The sequence below is a fragment of the Phyllobacterium sp. YR531 genome, assembly GCF_000282595.1.
In the GTDB taxonomy this organism is placed as follows: domain Bacteria; phylum Pseudomonadota; class Alphaproteobacteria; order Rhizobiales; family Rhizobiaceae; genus Phyllobacterium.
In genome coordinates, this window is sequence record NZ_AKIZ01000001.1 from 21314 (window position 1) to 37024 (window position 15711).

14 protein-coding genes are annotated in these 15711 nt (G+C 55.8%); 3 read left to right on the forward strand and 11 right to left on the reverse strand.

The features are described from left to right. Positions 1 to 17 precede the first annotated feature (17 nt). The 11 genes from PMI41_RS00105 to PMI41_RS00155 are packed head-to-tail and all read right to left on the reverse strand — an operon-like array spanning position 18 to position 12018. The gene (locus tag PMI41_RS00105) at positions 18 to 851 is read right to left on the reverse strand and encodes a 3-keto-5-aminohexanoate cleavage protein (protein ID WP_008120523.1); all 834 of its coding nucleotides are present in this window, start codon (positions 849 to 851) and stop codon (positions 18 to 20) included. Then, positions 848 to 1645: an SDR family NAD(P)-dependent oxidoreductase gene (locus PMI41_RS00110; protein WP_008120524.1), complete on the reverse strand. Its 798-nt coding sequence runs from the start codon at positions 1643 to 1645 to the stop codon at positions 848 to 850. Before PMI41_RS00110 ends, PMI41_RS00105 begins: the two co-directional genes overlap by 4 nt. Beyond that, positions 1642 to 3195, reverse strand: a complete 1554-nt coding sequence (locus PMI41_RS00115) for a hydantoinase B/oxoprolinase family protein (protein WP_008120525.1) — start codon at positions 3193 to 3195, stop codon at positions 1642 to 1644. Before PMI41_RS00115 ends, PMI41_RS00110 begins: the two co-directional genes overlap by 4 nt. After that, positions 3192 to 5264 carry a hydantoinase/oxoprolinase family protein gene (locus tag PMI41_RS00120; RefSeq protein ID WP_008120526.1) on the reverse strand — a complete coding sequence of 691 codons (2073 nt, stop codon included), beginning with the start codon at positions 5262 to 5264 and terminating at the stop codon, positions 3192 to 3194. Before PMI41_RS00120 ends, PMI41_RS00115 begins: the two co-directional genes overlap by 4 nt. Beyond that, positions 5261 to 6367, reverse strand: coding sequence for an Ldh family oxidoreductase (locus PMI41_RS00125; protein WP_052025800.1), 1107 nt, complete (start codon positions 6365 to 6367; stop codon positions 5261 to 5263). The genes PMI41_RS00120 and PMI41_RS00125 overlap by 4 nt, the downstream gene beginning before the upstream one ends. Continuing rightward, positions 6364 to 7305 carry a branched-chain amino acid transaminase gene (locus tag PMI41_RS00130; RefSeq protein WP_008120528.1) on the reverse strand — a complete coding sequence of 314 codons (942 nt, stop codon included), beginning with the start codon at positions 7303 to 7305 and terminating at the stop codon, positions 6364 to 6366. Before PMI41_RS00130 ends, PMI41_RS00125 begins: the two co-directional genes overlap by 4 nt. Next, positions 7305 to 7721 (reverse strand): OB-fold domain-containing protein, encoded by a 417-nt coding sequence (locus PMI41_RS00135; protein WP_008120529.1) that lies wholly within the window; start codon positions 7719 to 7721, stop codon positions 7305 to 7307. Before PMI41_RS00135 ends, PMI41_RS00130 begins: the two co-directional genes overlap by 1 nt. Continuing rightward, entirely contained in the window at positions 7718 to 8848 is a 1131-nt protein-coding gene (locus tag PMI41_RS00140; protein WP_008120530.1) for a thiolase family protein, read from the reverse strand. Before PMI41_RS00140 ends, PMI41_RS00135 begins: the two co-directional genes overlap by 4 nt. Then, positions 8849 to 10042, reverse strand: coding sequence for a CoA transferase (locus tag PMI41_RS00145; protein WP_008120531.1), 1194 nt, complete (start codon positions 10040 to 10042; stop codon positions 8849 to 8851). Position 10043: 1 nt separating this feature from the next. After that, a complete protein-coding gene (locus tag PMI41_RS00150; protein WP_008120532.1) occupies positions 10044 to 10817 on the reverse strand; it encodes an enoyl-CoA hydratase/isomerase family protein in 774 nt (257 codons plus the stop codon). A 4-nt stretch (positions 10818 to 10821) separates the two neighbouring features. Continuing rightward, complete coding sequence (locus PMI41_RS00155; protein WP_008120533.1) at positions 10822 to 12018, reverse strand: acyl-CoA dehydrogenase family protein; 1197 nt, start codon at positions 12016 to 12018, stop codon at positions 10822 to 10824. Positions 12019 to 12312: 294 nt separating this feature from the next. On the opposite strand from PMI41_RS00155, the gene PMI41_RS00160 reads away from it, so the two are divergent. The 3 genes from PMI41_RS00160 (at position 12313) to PMI41_RS00170 (ending at position 15711) form a co-directional block, all read left to right on the forward strand. Continuing rightward, positions 12313 to 13338, forward strand: a complete 1026-nt coding sequence (locus PMI41_RS00160; RefSeq protein WP_008120534.1) for a transporter substrate-binding domain-containing protein — start codon at positions 12313 to 12315, stop codon at positions 13336 to 13338. Positions 13339 to 13441: 103 nt separating this feature from the next. Beyond that, entirely contained in the window at positions 13442 to 14626 is a 1185-nt protein-coding gene (locus tag PMI41_RS00165; RefSeq protein WP_008120535.1) for an ABC transporter permease subunit, read from the forward strand. Continuing rightward, positions 14623 to 15711: an amino acid ABC transporter permease gene (locus tag PMI41_RS00170; protein ID WP_008120536.1), complete on the forward strand. Its 1089-nt coding sequence runs from the start codon at positions 14623 to 14625 to the stop codon at positions 15709 to 15711. Before PMI41_RS00165 ends, PMI41_RS00170 begins: the two co-directional genes overlap by 4 nt.

The window sequence follows — 15711 nt, forward strand, 5'->3', positions numbered from 1 at the left end:
TTTAGGCGTTCAGCCACTCAGTCGCGCGTTAGGCCGAGGATCGCCCGCGCCTCCGCGGCGGTTGCTGGATGGCGCCGATATTCGGGGCAGAGCGAGGTCACTCGAGCGACCAGTTCTGCATTCGATTTCGCCAGGCGCGTCTTGTCGAACTTGACATTGTCCTCAAGGCCTGTCCGGCAGTGTCCGCCCAGTTCCAGCGCCCAGTGGTTCACTTCTAGCTGGTGACGACCGAGGCCCGCGGCCGTCCAGGTCGCATCCGGAAGGATTTTCCTCAATTCGGAAAGTTCGAATTCGAGAATTTCGCGTCGGGCCGGTTGAGCATTGCGGACGCCCATAACGAACTGAACATGGGGATTGGGCTTCAGAAGGCCGCGATCGACGAGATCCTTTGCATTATAAAGCATCGCCAGATCGAAGATCTCGCACTCCGCCTTGACGTTATAGTCCAGCATCCGCTGCGCCAGATCGTCGATGAACGACGGAGGATTCTCATTGACGAACGTTGGGAAGTTGACCGAACCTGTCGCCAGCGAGGCCATATCAGGTGACTGGTCGAGCATGCCGCCGCGGGATGCCAATTCTCGACCCCGGGCGCCCGTGGAATACTGGATGATCATTCCCGGGCAATGCTTTTCAATACCTTCCCGCGCAGACCTGAACACTTCCGGGTCGGAACTCGAATTTTCATTTTCGTCGCGGGCATGCATGTGCACAAGCGAAGCGCCGGCCTCGAATGCCTCGTGGGTGCTCTCGATCATTTCCTGCACTGAAATCGGGACAGCCGGTGTATCTTTCTTTCGAGGCACGGATCCGTTGATCGCAACGGTGATAATGCAAGGCGTTGTTGTCACAGCTTCAGCTCCGGCAGTTCGTCGTCCACGGGGACGGTATAGTTGAGATAGGCGCGGCCGCCGTCGGCATAAACCGTTTGCCCGGTAACATAGGAGGCGTCGTCGCTCGCCAGGAACGACACAATGCCCGAAACTTCGTCGGCGCGACCAACACGGCCCATGGGCGTGCGCGACAGAACGCGGCGGTAGGCGGCCTCGTTCTTGTTCATGCCAAGCGACAAAGGAGTGAGGATCGTACCTGGTCCAACCGCGTTCACGCGCACATTCTGCCGGGCAAGTGCGATCGCGAAGATGCGGGTAATCTGATTGATGGCCGCCTTCGAGATGCCATATGGAACACGATCAGGGATCACCAGCTCTGCCTGTGCCGATGACATATTGACGATCGAACCGCCCTGTCGCTGCCCGATCATAACTCGGGCAGCTTCCTGTGTACCGAAATAACAACCCTTCAGGTTGACGTTCAGAACTCGATCGAGCTCTTCTTCGGTGAGGTCGATCGCCGGGGTCGTGCAGGTGATGCCGGCATTATTAACCATGATATCGAGCCTGCCGAACCTTGCCACGACGTCTTCGACGAGCTTTTTGATTTCGGTGCGGATACCCACGTCGCAGCGAATAGCGACGGCACGCTTGCCGGAGGGATCCAGATCCATCGCGGCAGCTTCGGCCTGCTCCTGATTGATATCGGAAAGAACGACGATGGCTCCATCGGCAAATAGCCTTTCAGCGCAGGCTTTGCCGATGCCCTGGGCCGCTCCCGTGACGATTGCTACCTTGTTTTCATGTTTCATTTCACTTCTCCAAAACCACCGCCGCCACCGGTTTCAATGATGACCAGATCGCCGTTCGACAGGACATGGCTGCCTGATGCAATCTGGGCGTTTCCGTTGATTTCAAGTTTTGCTGGCTTTCCCTGACCTCCTCCGAACAACCCGGGCGCGGGACACTTGATGCGGTTGATCATGAAAGACGCCATCGCCGACGATTCACCCCGGAATTTGAAGGTCATGCCAATGCCATCGCCCCCACGAAATCTTCCGCTTCCTCCCGAGCCGTGCAGGATATGACGGGATTGCACTTCGATTGGGGCCTGGTTCTCAAGGACTTCGACCGGCGTGTTGGAAAGATTGGACGGGAAGCTGACGGCGCTGGCACCGTCACGACCGGCTCCGCCGCCCTGCCCTGCTCCAAGAAAAGCATTGATGGCATAACGCTTGCGACCAGACAGGCTCGTGATCTGGATGTTGTTGGATGGCGAGCCCGGAGCGGCTTGGGTGCGTTCGCCCAGAGGCTCGGCCAGCGCGCCGAAGATCGCCGGCGGAAGGAGATGCCCGATCATGCCACGAGCCCCAACTGGCGCTGGCCGCAGAGGATTGAGGATGCTGCCTTCGGGAGCCGTGATCGAGATCGGAAGGAAAGCGCCCTCGTTATTCGGGATCCAAGGGGCAAACAGCGACTTCAACGCGTAGGCCGAATAGGCCTTGGTATAATTAAGAACCGTATTGATGGCGAGGTTCACCTGATCTGACGATCCTTCATAGTCGACAGACACTATGTCGCCCGAAATCGTGACTGTCGCCCGGATGACGACAACCCCACCCTTCAACTCGGCAGGGCCATCATTCTCGATTTCATAAGCCCAGGTGCCATCCGGAGCGGCACGGATGGCGTCGCGCATGGCAACTTCGGTGCGACCGATAATATCGTTTGCGAACTCGTCCAGATCGATTTCCGTCTCGTTCAGCATATTGACAAGGCGCAGGCCTAGCGATGTCACACACGAAGTCATCGCCCAGATATCGCCCATCGTCTCGTCAGGCACACGGACATTTTCGCGGATCATCCGAATGAGGACCTTGTCCTCCTCCCCCGCATGGAGCAGTCTCAGCGGTGGAATTTGCAAACCTTCTTCGAACAACTCGCGGTTCGCGGGGTTGCGAAGGCGCCCACCGATATCGGGAAGATGGCTGACGACGCCCGCAAAGCCGACGATGTCGTCTTGCACGAAGATCGGAGCGACGATCGTGGCGTCGTTGAGATGACCGGTTCCATACCAGGGATCATTTGTGATGAACACATCACCCGGACGCATCGACTCGATACCGAACTCGCGGCTGAAGAGGCGAACCGTTTCCGGCAGCGTTGCAATGAAGGAGGGAATCGACTGCGAACTTTGGGCAAGGTTGCGCCCTGTACGGTCGGTCAATACCACCGCATAGTCGTTCGCTTCACGTACAAGCGTTGAGAAAGAAGCCCGGACAAAAGTTGCGGCGGCTTCATCGACAATACCGACCAGTCTTGTCCAGAGGATTTCGGTTGCGATTGGATTCAACTTGCTCATGTTGCAACCTCATCAAGTACAACTTCAATTGTGCCGTCGTCGAGTATCTGTACGTCGGCGGAGTGGGAGACGATGAGGCTGGATTCCTTCTCAGTGATGATGCAGGGGCCTCGTAGTTTGGTGCCCGGCGGCAGACTTGCGCGCTGCAGGACTTCAACCTCTTCCATGGCGTTTTTTTCCGGGATGTACAGGCTACGACGGGTTGCCTCGCCATGCGCGCGCGACGTGGAGCCAAGTTCGAACCGGCGGACAGTCTCGCCGGAGACGCCCCAAACGCGCCATGTCACCACTTCGGGTATGCCGCCCGGTACGATCCTGCCAAACACGGAGGTGTATTCCTCGAGGAATTTCTCTGTCAGTTCCTGTTTGGAAGCCGTCACTGCTGGATTAAGAACGACCTCGACATTGGCACCCTGACCGAGATAACGCATCTCGACGCAGAGGTTCCAGTTGATTGAATTTGCGTGAGCGCCCGTTGCAGTGATCTCGTCGACGATTTCGTTTTTCGCGGCAGCTACTCGTGCTGCCAATGTCTCACGATCGAGATTTTCCACCGCCTCCACCTTCGACCAGGCACGGTCCGCGCGTGTCGGAGCGACGAGGAAGCCAAGGCAAGAACCGACACCAGACGCAATTGGGCAAAGAACGCGTCTGATGCGCAGTCGGCGGGCAACGTCAACTGCATGGACCGGCCCTGCGCCACCAGTTGCGATCAAGGTAAAACGCCGCGCGTCCAACCCTTTTTCGGCAATATGCGTCCTTGCAGCGGCCGCCATGTTTTCGTTGACAATCTCATTGATGCCCCGGGCTGTTTCGAGGGCATCAAGGCCAACCGAAGAACCAAGCTTGGCGAGCGCCTGCATCGCTTTTGACCCGTCCAGCTTCATTGTGCCGCCAAGGAATCCATCGGGATCGAGGTGGCCAAGGATGAGATCCGCATCTGTGACGGTCGGATTCTCACCACCAAGACTGTAGCACGCGGGACCCGGTTCTGAGCCGGCGCTTTCCGGACCCACCTGAAGAAGGCCGAGCGGGTTGATCTTTGCAATGGATCCACCGCCTGCTCCGATTTCGATCAGATCGATGGAAGGCGTTTGAGCAGGAAGTCCTGAACCTTTCTTGAACCGCTTTTCACGCGCGAATTCGAAAGTATGCGTTATCTCGGGACGACCGTTGACCGCGACGCAGGATTTCGCGGTCGTACCGCCCATATCGAATGCGAGGATATTGTCTGCATTCTGAAGCATGCCACAGTTGATGGCGGAAAGAACCCCGCCTGCTGGACCCGATTCCAGAAGTCGGATTGGAAATTCTCCGGCCTGGACAGCCGTGGTGAAGGCGCCATTCGATACCATGATATCCAATCGGCCATCGATACCACCCTCGGTGAAGCGCGACCGCAGGCGCTCAAGGTAGGTTTTGACGAGGGGCTGCACGAAAGCATTCGCGACTGTTGTCGACATCCGCTCGTATTCACCGATGGAGCCGGAGACTTCGGAAGAAATCGACACCGGTACACCAGGCAATGCTTCGGCTAGGATCGAACGCACCTCTTCCTCATGCCGGGAGGAAACAGGGGAGTGAAGGAAACAAACTGCGACAGCGCCGACCTTGTCGGCATGCAGCTTGGCAGCCACTGCCGAAACCTCATCACTGGAAACGGCGGCCCATTCGGAACCGTCCGGCCCCAAACGAGCGCTGATCTCGTGCCGGTCCTCGCGGTCAACAAGCGGCTTCGGATAAGTCAGCCCAAGGTCATAAGTATCGTAACGAAGTTCACGGCGAATATCGAGCGCATCGCGCATACCCGTAGTCGTTACAAGCGCAGTCTTCACACCTTTACGCTCGATCAGCGAATTCGTGATCAACGTCGTGCCGTGGACGACTTGGCTCACGTCTTTCGCAGTGCCATATTGCTCAAGGAGCTCGCGTGTAACTGTCGCGATCGCGTTGCCCGGATCAACATAGGTCGTCAGAGATTTAGCCAACCAGATTTTACCGGTTTCGTCATCCAACAGCACCCCGTCGGTGAATGTGCCGCCTACATCTATCGCAATACGCAGGGTCATTTTGGAAACTCTTCTTCAGGTGAAACAGATTTTTTCATTTGATCCACGGAGTTCCGCGCTTCCAAGAGAGCCGCAACCACTGTGGACGATAAGCGGATACCTTCCCGACGCGCCTTTTGCCGCAGGGCTGCGCCGCGAGCTCCCGGCATGCGGGGTGGGTGATTGGCGTCTACCGGTATCGTGTTTTCGATCAAAGCGCTGATCAATGAAATACGGCTTCCGACCGCTTCGACTCCTCCGAAGGCGCGGGCATCCATTGCTACAAATAGGTGGCTGACACCCCGCGGGCGGTTAGACCCTTCCTGGGGTACAAGCACCTCGGATCCGGGGTGTCCACCAGACAATGCAACGCAAAGTAGCTCTACGAGCAAAGGCAGGATCGTCCCTTTTTCTCCACCGAGCGCTTGCATGGTTCCCGTAAGTGCCACTTTGGCGTCGCTCGTCGGCAGACCGTTTTTATCGAGTGCCCAATCGAGCGGAATAGCGGTTCCATCGACCGCGGCTTTTCGGATGCGACCGCGAGAACCGGCGGTTGTGGCGAAGTCGATCAGGAGTGGCGAACCGTTCGGATCTGGAAACCCAGCAGCGATAGGGTTCGTCCCGAACAATGGTGTCTTCGCGCCTCTCGGAGCCACCGTTGCCGACGCATTGGAAAGAATTAGGCCGACCATCCCCTGGGAGGCCAGATACTCAGCAAAAGCAGACGCCGCCCCAAAATGTGCCGAGTTACGCACGGCGATTATAGCAGCACCACATTGTCGTGCCCGCACGACCGCCTCGTCACAGGCTTGCAACCCCGCGAGAACACCCGGAGCACAATCCGCATCCAGAACAGCCGCTGCCCGAAAGATTCCCTCCATGCGCATGGCCGGGCGTGCTTTAAGGGAGCCCGAAGCGATGCCAGAAACATATGAAGGCAGATGTGCAATCCCGTGACTGTCGATTCCGCTCTCCTGAGCAAAGACCAAGAGAGCGGACATACGCGCAGCGTCCTCCTCCTGCATCCCGGCGTCTGCCAGGATCGCGGCAACTCGCTCGCCTAGATCTTCGGAAGAAATTAGAGCGCCGACAGCCAAAGCGTTGTCCCCGTTCAAGGCCATCATGTATTCCAAACCGGCGTGAGCCAGCTCTTTTCCAGATTACCGCGCCCTTCAACGGCATCAAAATAATCCTTTTGAAGCAAAGATGTAACTGGACCCACTGCACCAGAGCCCACAGGGAGCCTATCTATGGAAATGATCGGAAGAACTTCGGCTGCGGAACCAGCAAAGAATGCTTCATCACTGGCATAGAGCTCGGTGCGATCGACCGCGCGTTCCTCAATCGAAATTCCCCGATCCTGTGCCAGGGTCAAAATAGTGTCCCGCGTGATACTTTCAAGGATGCCGCTGGTTACGCTAGGGGTAATGAGCTTGTTTTTGCGCACAATGAAAATACATGCTCCGGGTCCTTCGCCCACCTTGCCCTCATCATTAAGCATGATGGCGTCGTCGTAGCCGTCGATCTGCGCCTGAAAGCGAGCCAGCCTGGCGTTGGCGTAATTTGCTCCGCATTTTATGCGCGGCGGAAGAGCGTTATCGGACATGCGCCTCCAGGTAGAGACATGAGCAGCGATACCGCTCTCCACTTTCTTGCCCCTTGGTCTTGGACCTGCATAGACCATCCAACTGACTGGACCGGTCACATGATGTTCGCCAATGCCGTCGAGATAGGCCGTGGTCCGGATATGGCAATTTGCGCGATGGTTGTCTGCGCGAAGCAAACCAAGGGTCGCATCGGCAATCGCGTCCATCCTGAACTCAGCCTTGAAACGCAGAAGGCGGATCGACTGATCAAATCTTTCCAGATGTTCCTGAAGACGGAAGATATAAAGCTGCCTCTCATCATCGTTCCAGTAGCCACGAAGGCCTTCGAAAACGTTCAAACCATATCGCATCGCCGGTGACATCAAATGTACCGTGGCGTCGGCAAAGGGTACAGTCGTGCCGTTGACAACCATTTGTCTGGTCTTGGCTGATTCGGTCGGTAGGGCGTCACTCATCACAGGGCTCCGTGGTTCTGTTGTAGCCGAAAGCGAGGGATGGACACGCCTTCTTCGGACTCAATTGAAAGGGCAACCGGCGCATCCGGGGTAAGTTTTTTGCCGGCTTCGGAATCGATTACATTGGTGAGTAGGCGAGGCCCCTCGTCGAGCTCGACAAGCGTGACATCGTAAGGCACCCGCGCCTTCAGGTGGTCGGTGTAAGCGGTGTGATAAACGACCCAGGAAATCACACGGCCGCGACCGCTGGCCTCGCGCCATTTTGGATCCGCTGCCAGGCATTTTGGGCAGTTTGCCCGCGAGGGAAGCCACGTATTTCCACAGGCCTCGCAGCACTGGTAGCGCAGCTTACCTTCAGCAAGCCCGTCCCAATATGGCCGGTTGACGTCGGTTATGTTCACTGTTGGGAAGCTCAAAGCGGTTCTCCTAAAACAAGGGTTGCATGTGTATGCATCGAGCCGCCCTGGTTTGAGATGATGCAGGCACCCGGATTCTTCACCTGGAGTCGGGCGTCACCACGCATCTGCCTGACGCCTTCGATAATTAACTGCATACCTGGTGTTCCGCTTTCTGATAGAAGACCTCCGGATGTGTTGAGCGGCAGCCAGCCGTCAATTCCGAGACCTTCAGCCAGCGCTTTCGAACCCGCCTGTCCACGCGGTGCCAGACCGTAGTCCTCTAAGGTCTGAAGAACCGTCACGGTGAAGCAGTCGTAGATTTGAGCAACGCCAATATCAGAAGGTGCAATGCCGGCCATCTTGAAAGCGGCCCTGGCAGAATCCTCCGCCTTGGTCCGAAGCAGGTCCTCACGCAGATGGACATCCCAGCTCTCCTGACCCTGACCAAGGCCAAGAATCGGAACTGCCGCGTGCCGACCAAGCTGTTTCGCACGCTCAACACTCATCAGAATGACAGCGGCACCTCCGTCTGAAACCAGGCAGCAATCATCTCGCCGCAGCGGCTCAACGACAAATGGTCCACTCAGATAAGCGTCCATCGTCAATGGCATGCGAAGATGCGCGTCGGGATTTTCACTGCCATGCTCGCGTGTCTGAACGGCGACAATACCAAATTCCTCATCGCGAGGCTGGTAGCGGTTTCGGTACGCCTGATGGATCATCGCGTAGCCGGCCGCTGTCGAGTACCAGCCGACCACAGCGTCATCTCCGCGGGGCCGATGGTAGACGGCTCTCGATCCCGTGCGCGCTGTGTCTCCGTAGCACACGAGCGCCGTATCGATCATGCCTGCCTCGATGGCCATTGCGGCGTAGGTGATGAGGCCGATATTGGCTGCCCCGCCTTGATCCAGGGAGCAGCCGATGGTCGGCCGGAGCCCAAGCGCTTCGGACACTTTCTGACCATAGAGGATGGAAGGCTCCGAGTTCGCCATCTTGACGAACAAACCGTCGAGCATATCCTTGGAGATACCCGCATCAAAAATCGCGTTTCGCGCGGCTTCGACAATCAGGTCGATACGATCGCGGCCAGGATGCTTGCCGTACCGGGTGTTTCCGACCCCTGCTATGACGACTTTCCCGCGCATCTAGATTACCCCCTTCTCAGTCAGCCGTTCCAACGACTTGGCGTCGAGCCCGATCTCACCGTAAATTCGCTCGTTGTCGGCCGCATATGTTGGACTGCAACGGTAATTCGGCTGCGGCGTATCAGCGAACCGGATTGCGGAGCGCGGAAGCGTTATGTTACCAAATGCAGGATGGTCGACGTCTATGAGCGCTCCGCGTTCATGCAGGACGGGATCGGCGATCACTTCGGTAAGATCTCGCACGGGCGCTGTCGGGACTCTGGCTGCTTGCAGCAACTCCAACAGTTCCTGCTTGCCTTTTTCCCGTGTGAAGGTGGCAACAAGCTGGTCCACCATTTCCATGTTGGCAACCCGATCCTTGTTCTTGGCCGTCGACGGATCGTTGATGAGGTCTGGACGACCCATCGCGCGCGCCAAGCCTTCCCAATGGTTGTCGTTGTTGCAAATGATCGCCACGTAGCCGTCCCGTGAAGGGTAGACGTTATAGGGGCAAAGGCTCAGTCCCCCATGTCTATTGCCTGTACGCAAGGGGATGTCGTTACGCGCTCCGAACGTCATTCCGATATTGGAAGCCATCGTGACGTAAACTGCTTCAAGCATCGACACGTCGATGCGCGCTCCCTCGCCGGTCGTTGCACGACGGTACAAAGCTGTGGAGATCGCACCAAAAAGATGAACGCCTCCAAGGAAGTCACACAGGGCTGCGCCGGATTTGGTCGGTGGACCGTCAGGGTATCCGGTCACACTCATCACACCTGACATTGCCTGGATGGTCAAATCCATCGCCATGTAGTCCCGGTACGCACCGTCTTGACCATATCCGGAACCGCTGGCGAGAATAATGTCGGGCTTCGCCGCGCGCAGCGCCTCGTACCCTATTCCGAGCCGGTCAATAACGCCGGGAGCATAGTTCTCGACCACCACGTCCGCATTTGCGAGAAGCTTGAAGAAAATCTCGCGTCCCTCGTCTGACTTCAAGTTCAAAGAGACAGAGTCCTTACAGGCATTCAGCATCGCAAAAGGTACAAAAGCCCCTGAGCTTGCATCGCGCCGACGGAGGAATTCACCTCCGATTGGCTCTACCTTGATTACCTCGGCGCCAGCCATTGCCATCAGAAAGGTGGCATATGGTCCATTATAAATCTGTGTGAGATCAAGCACTCTGATCCCAGTCAGCGGTTGACCCATGGTCATTTCATTCCCCCCGGAATTCCGGCACACGCTTTTCGGCAAAAGCTTCCTTAGCCCGCTTCGTATCTTCCGAATGATGCAAGATCCGGTTCACAAACTGCTCCATTCGCAGGCCCTCAGAAAGGCTCATGTCGAGCGCGCGCACCGCCAATTCCTTGGCGGCCTGAACTGCGAGAGGAGCGTTCTTCTTAATGCGATTGGCGAGGTCGTGGGCCGTATCCAGCATCTTGTCTCGTGGAACGACGCGGTTCACCAAGCCCCATCTTTCTGCCGTCGCAGCATCCATAGTATCGCCGAGCAGCAACATCTCCATTGCTATGGCGTAGGGCAGTTGTTTCATAACGCGCTGCGTGCCGCCATTGGCAGCAATGATTCCGCGTTTCACTTCGGAGATGGAAAACGTTGCCTCTTCGCAAGCGACACGGATATCGGTGGCCATCAGAAGGGTCATACCGCCGCCGACACACGCACCATTCACTGCGGCGATGACGGGCTTCCAGATCTCCAGCCCGCGATTAAGAAGGCTGTCCTTTTGCGTCAGCCAGACCTCTGAGAGCGGTTGAGCCCGCCCAACGAAGGATTTGATATCCGCTCCCGCGCAAAATGCCTTGTCCCCGGCACCCGTTATAACTGCAACACGGACGTCGGCGTCGTCTCGGACCCTGATCCAAGCCTGTGACAACGCAGCATAGTGCTCGGAGTCAAGGGCATTGCGCCGTTCTGGGCGATTGATTGTGATGGTTGCGATGCCGTCGTGTAGATCAAATTCGATTGCCATGTTCTTACCCCCGAAGCAGTTCGCGTGCGAGTACCATACGGTGCACTTCCGAAGGTCCCTCCCCGATGCGCTTGATGCGCAATTCGCGGTACCAGCGCTCTATCGGCATCTCTTTAGCGACACCCATCGCACCGAAGATCTGGACAACGCGATCGATGACACGTCCCGCCGTTTCAGTGGAAAAGACTTTGGCAATCGACGCATCGGTCTTGATGTCTTTTCCGAGGTCGCCGTTCCAGGCCGCTTGGTATGTCAGCAGCCTTGCGGCCCTCAGTTCCATCTCGCTATCAGCGATCATCCATTGGATTGCCTGCTTGTCGGCAAGCCGCGATTTGTGGACGTTGCGCTCACGGGCCCAATCAATGGCGAGACGCAGGGCCTCCTGAGCAATACCGATTACTGCTGCCGAGTACGGGACGCGTGCATGAACAAGCCATTTCTGGCAGATCGCAAAGCCCTGGCCTTCTTCGCCAAGGCGATTTGCTGCTGGAACGCGGACGTTATCAAACGTCAGTTCATAGGGTGAATAAGAACGGATAACCCCGATCTCGCGATAGGTAATGCCAGGAGTTTCCTTGTCGACGATGAAGGCGGTGATGCCTTCGCCTTTTCCGGCTTCTCCAGTCCGGGCAAACACGATGCCCCAATCAGCGTTGCCGGCTGCGGTAATCCAAAGCTTCGATCCATTGATGATGTACTCGTCGCCGTCACGAACAGCACGGGTTTGGATTTTGTGTCCCGGATCCGAACCACCGGAAGCTTCGGAGATGGCGACGAAGTTCTTCTTGCCTCTCTGAATGCCCTGCACACCGTATTTCTGCCGCTGATCCTCAGCGCCAAGCCAAATCACAGATGGAGGATCAATCCCAAATGCGCCACATGCAGGAACGTAAGCGCCCATGCGGCACTTGGCTGCTTCCTCCGCAACAATCACTTGTGCGAGCAGGCTAAGGCCGCCGCCGCCGTATTGTTCGGGTGATGCCAGGCACCACAACCCGAGAGTTTTTGCTTTCGCCTGCAACGCTTCGAGTTCCTGAGGTGGCAACTCGAAACAATCGTGGGGCTGCTTTTCCTCGATTGGCCGGACCTGGTCATTCATGAAGCGCTGCACAGTATCGCGCAGCATCATTAAGTCTTCTGGCATCTCCCACGCGCCGGCGGGAAAGACAGTGTCGTCGATGGCAGTCTGTATGGTGGGCATACCTTCATCCTATGATGGTGGCGGCAACGTTTCGTGCTGTCGCCGTTTCCAAATCCATCCCACAGGATCCGTCGCACCACAACACAAAATATCAATTGTCGATGCATAAAGTCACTATATGATAAAAATAGGAAAAAATATACATGGGCTCTTCAATATTTGTCATTATATGACATAATGCTTCATTATCTAATTCTATATGTTGCCTTACGTCGTTTTTACTCATACCGTTTGGAGGCGCTGTCACATGGAGGCGTGCTCCCGACGGCACTAAAACAAAAAAGGGGAACTACGATGCAGAAGATATATTCCAATGTAATCGCAACCTCGTTTGCTCTTGCACTTGGAGCGACGACTGCTGCCACCGCAGCCACGGTCGATGACTTGAAGGCGCGCGGTCGTCTTTTATGTAGCGCCCATACCAGCAGCTATTTCGGATTCGCCGAACTGACGGACACTGGGACCTGGAAGGGCTTTGACATCGATTTTTGTAAAGCGGTAGCAACAGCGGTCCTCGAAGATCCGGAGAAAGTAAATTACGTGCCGGTCGACTGGAACCAACGCTTCCCTGCGCTTCAGTCCGGCGAACTCGATGTGGTCTTTAAAAACACGACATGGACGCTATCCCGCGATGCTGAACTCGGTTTCCAGTTCACAATTCCGTATCTATTCAACGGTGTGCAAATTGCGGTTCCGGCCAAGTCGGGTATCAACTCGCCGAAGGAACTTGCGGGAGCCACGGCATGCGGTCTTCAGGGGTCGTCAACCGAGCTCGTTTTGGCAGATTATTTTGCTACCCTCGGTCAGAAATATAACTCGATTACATACGGCTCTACCGATGAAGTCACAGCCTCCTATCTGGCAGGAAGGTGCGACTATATGGCGGCGGTAGGTCTTACGCTGGCGATTTCGCTCAAGGGCCATGAAGCGGAGAATAAGATCCTTCCTGACCTCCTGAATCTGAACGTGAACGCCGGTGCGGTCCGCCAGGGTGATGACCATTGGCTGGATATCGTCAACTGGACGATTGCCGCGCTGATTGAAGCAGACAGTCTTGGCATTACGAGCAAGAACATCGATGAGATGGTGCAGAAGGGCTCCAAGGATGTCGCCATCGGTCGTTTTTTGGGCGTCACTCCTGGTGTTGGCGCAAAGCTTAAGCTGCGCGACACTTGGGCAAGAGATGTTATTAAGGCGGTCGGAAACTACGGTGAAATCTACGACCGCAATATCGGTGCGGAATCGCCTTACAAGCTTGAGCGGGGCAAAAATCAGCCTGCGTCAAAGGGTGGGCTGCTCGTCGCGCCGGTCTTCGACTGACATGTATCGTTCCGCTGAAATGCGGCGAGTGTAACAGTCCCCCTTTTCTTTGCACGATCGCCAAATAAGGCGATCGTGCCACCTCAAAGGCTATTGGACCGATATGAAAGTAACCGCAAAAGCTCAGCGTCCGAGGCGAAGAAAAAAGATTTCTTACGCGTCAATGCTGATACAAACTGTTTTCGTTTTAGGCTTTATCGCGCTTATCGCCTATTTTGCGCATAATGCGCTTAGTGCTATCAATGCACGGGGAATGACGACTGGCTTCGGGTTCCTGGAACGTCCCCGCGGATGGGCTTTACCTCCGTCGATCTTCGAGTCGGTGTCGCAAGACAGCTATTTGAGGACCATCATTGTAGGGTCGCTGAACACGCTCATGGTCGGGGTCGTGGCGATCGTGCTGTCGACGATACTCGGTTTTCTTCTTGGAATCGCACAAGTCGGTAACAATTTCTTACTGCGCTCGCTTGCCCACGCGTTCGTCCAAATTTTCCGTAACGTGCCAACTGTCGTGTATGTTGTCTTTATCTTCAGCGTCGTCCTCACGCTTCCTCCACCGCGGGGAGCTATCAATGCCTTCGATGTGGCATATCTTTCAAACCGAGGCCTTTTGCTCCCCGCCGTCGAAACAACGGCCAGTTTCTGGGTGCTGGCGGTAGCAACTATCTTCAGCACCGGTGCGGCACTTTCTGTCGTAAGAAAGCGAAAAACTACAGCAGCCGGTACCGGACTCAAGCATGCAATAATATTTCTAACGGTTACTCTGCTCGCTCTGGTGGGCCTGTCTGCCGCGTTCGCGGCGTCCGGGTCGATCCGCATCTCGATTCCTCAGCTCGTGGGCTTCAATTTTACCGGCGGAATGACCTTGTCGGTGGAAGTCACAACGCTCGTCCTTGCACTTACAATTTTCGGCAGTGCCTACATCGGTGAAATCGTGCGCGGGGGCCTCGTTTCCGTTTCGCAGGGTCTCACCGAGGCGGCCGGCGCTCTAGGCCTCAAGCCATGGCAAGTGTTCTTTTATGTCAGGTTGCCGGTGGCGATGCGGTCAATCATTCCGGCTCTGACCAATCAATACCTTTATATGATGAAGGCAACATCCCTTGGAATTGTCATTGGTTTTGCGGACTTGTTCTCGGTAGCGAACCTATCGATCAATTACTCAGGGCAAACGCTCGAGATTCTCGGGCTCATGATGGCGATTTTCGTGGTCATCAATTTCACGATGTCCCGTATGTCAGCCGAACTGAACCGCCGCCTTCAGTTCAAAACCAGCGGAGCTGAAAGATGACCGTCATTACAAGTCAGATTAGGCCTAATGCTAAAGCTGGCGGCGCGCGCGAATGGCTCCGTAAGTCGTTTTTCGGTAACTGGTTCGATGCGTGTTTATCAATCGTCCTGTTGTTTATCAGTTTGAAGCTCGGTTGGTCCTTTTTGCAATGGGCGTTACTTAATGCCGTCTGGACGCCGAACGCGCCAGAACTTTGCGGGGCTGGCGGAGCATGTTGGTCGGTCATCTCTACCCGATGGAGGCTAATCTTCTTCGGTCTGTATCCGGCCGATGAGCAATGGCGGGCAGCGCTGGCTTGTCTGATCATCGTCGCGGCTGTCGTGATGACTTGTATTCCGCGCTTTTTCACCCTCAAAGGAATCCTCATGATCTGGGGTGTCTCCTTTCCATCGTTTCTCCTGCTGATGGGCGGCGGCTACTTTGGCCTGTCTCCGGTACCAACTGAACGTTGGAGTGGCCTTCCCCTGACGCTTTATATTTACGCCTCGACAATCCTGCTTGGAATGCCGTCAGCAATCCTGATTGCGCTTGGTCGCCGCTCACCCTACCCGGCTATTCGGATCATACTGGGGCTGGTGGTGGACCTGGTCCGATCCCTGCCGCTGCTAACAATTCTTTTTAGCTTTTCACTGGTGATCCCGCTGTTTCTTCCCGCTCAACTGACCTTCGACAAAGTATACAGAGTGATTATCGGCTTTACGCTGTTCTTTGCTTGCTACCAGTCTGAGGTGATCCGCGGCGGACTTCAGTCGGTCGCCTCAGGTCAGGAAGAGGCGGCCCGCGCCTTAGGATTGAACTACTTTCAACGCATGGGTCACGTCGTACTTCCACAAGCTTTGAGAAATACAATGCCCATGACAATCAACCAGTTTGTCGTAACCTTCAAGGACACATCTTTTATCGTGGTCGTTGGACTGTTCGAGTTGCTCGCTGCAGCGAAGTCTGCATACGGCGTTCCAGAGTGGAGCGCCTACTCGAAAGAAGTATACGTCTTCATTGCCCTGATCTATTTCGTTTTCTCTTACTCGATGTCGAAATATGGGAAGTATCTTGAATTGAAGATGAAGGCCTCCAGTGCGCGCTGA

Coding starts and splice junctions, on each gene's coding strand:
- PMI41_RS00110 (WP_008120524.1), bottom strand. CDS start 1,645: ATGAAACATGAAAACAAGGTAGCAATCGTCACGGGAGCGGCCCAGGGC.
- PMI41_RS00115 (WP_008120525.1), bottom strand. CDS start 3,195: ATGAGCAAGTTGAATCCAATCGCAACCGAAATCCTCTGGACAAGACTG.
- PMI41_RS00120 (WP_008120526.1), bottom strand. CDS start 5,264: ATGACCCTGCGTATTGCGATAGATGTAGGCGGCACATTCACCGACGGG.
- PMI41_RS00125 (WP_052025800.1), bottom strand. CDS start 6,367: ATGATGGCCTTGAACGGGGACAACGCTTTGGCTGTCGGCGCTCTAATT.
- PMI41_RS00130 (WP_008120528.1), bottom strand. CDS start 7,305: ATGAGTGACGCCCTACCGACCGAATCAGCCAAGACCAGACAAATGGTT.
- PMI41_RS00140 (WP_008120530.1), bottom strand. CDS start 8,848: ATGCGCGGGAAAGTCGTCATAGCAGGGGTCGGAAACACCCGGTACGGC.
- PMI41_RS00145 (WP_008120531.1), bottom strand. CDS start 10,042: ATGACCATGGGTCAACCGCTGACTGGGATCAGAGTGCTTGATCTCACA.
- PMI41_RS00150 (WP_008120532.1), bottom strand. CDS start 10,817: ATGGCAATCGAATTTGATCTACACGACGGCATCGCAACCATCACAATC.
- PMI41_RS00155 (WP_008120533.1), bottom strand. CDS start 12,018: ATGCCCACCATACAGACTGCCATCGACGACACTGTCTTTCCCGCCGGC.
- PMI41_RS00160 (WP_008120534.1), top strand. CDS start 12,313: ATGCAGAAGATATATTCCAATGTAATCGCAACCTCGTTTGCTCTTGCA.
- PMI41_RS00165 (WP_008120535.1), top strand. CDS start 13,442: ATGAAAGTAACCGCAAAAGCTCAGCGTCCGAGGCGAAGAAAAAAGATT.
- PMI41_RS00170 (WP_008120536.1), top strand. CDS start 14,623: ATGACCGTCATTACAAGTCAGATTAGGCCTAATGCTAAAGCTGGCGGC.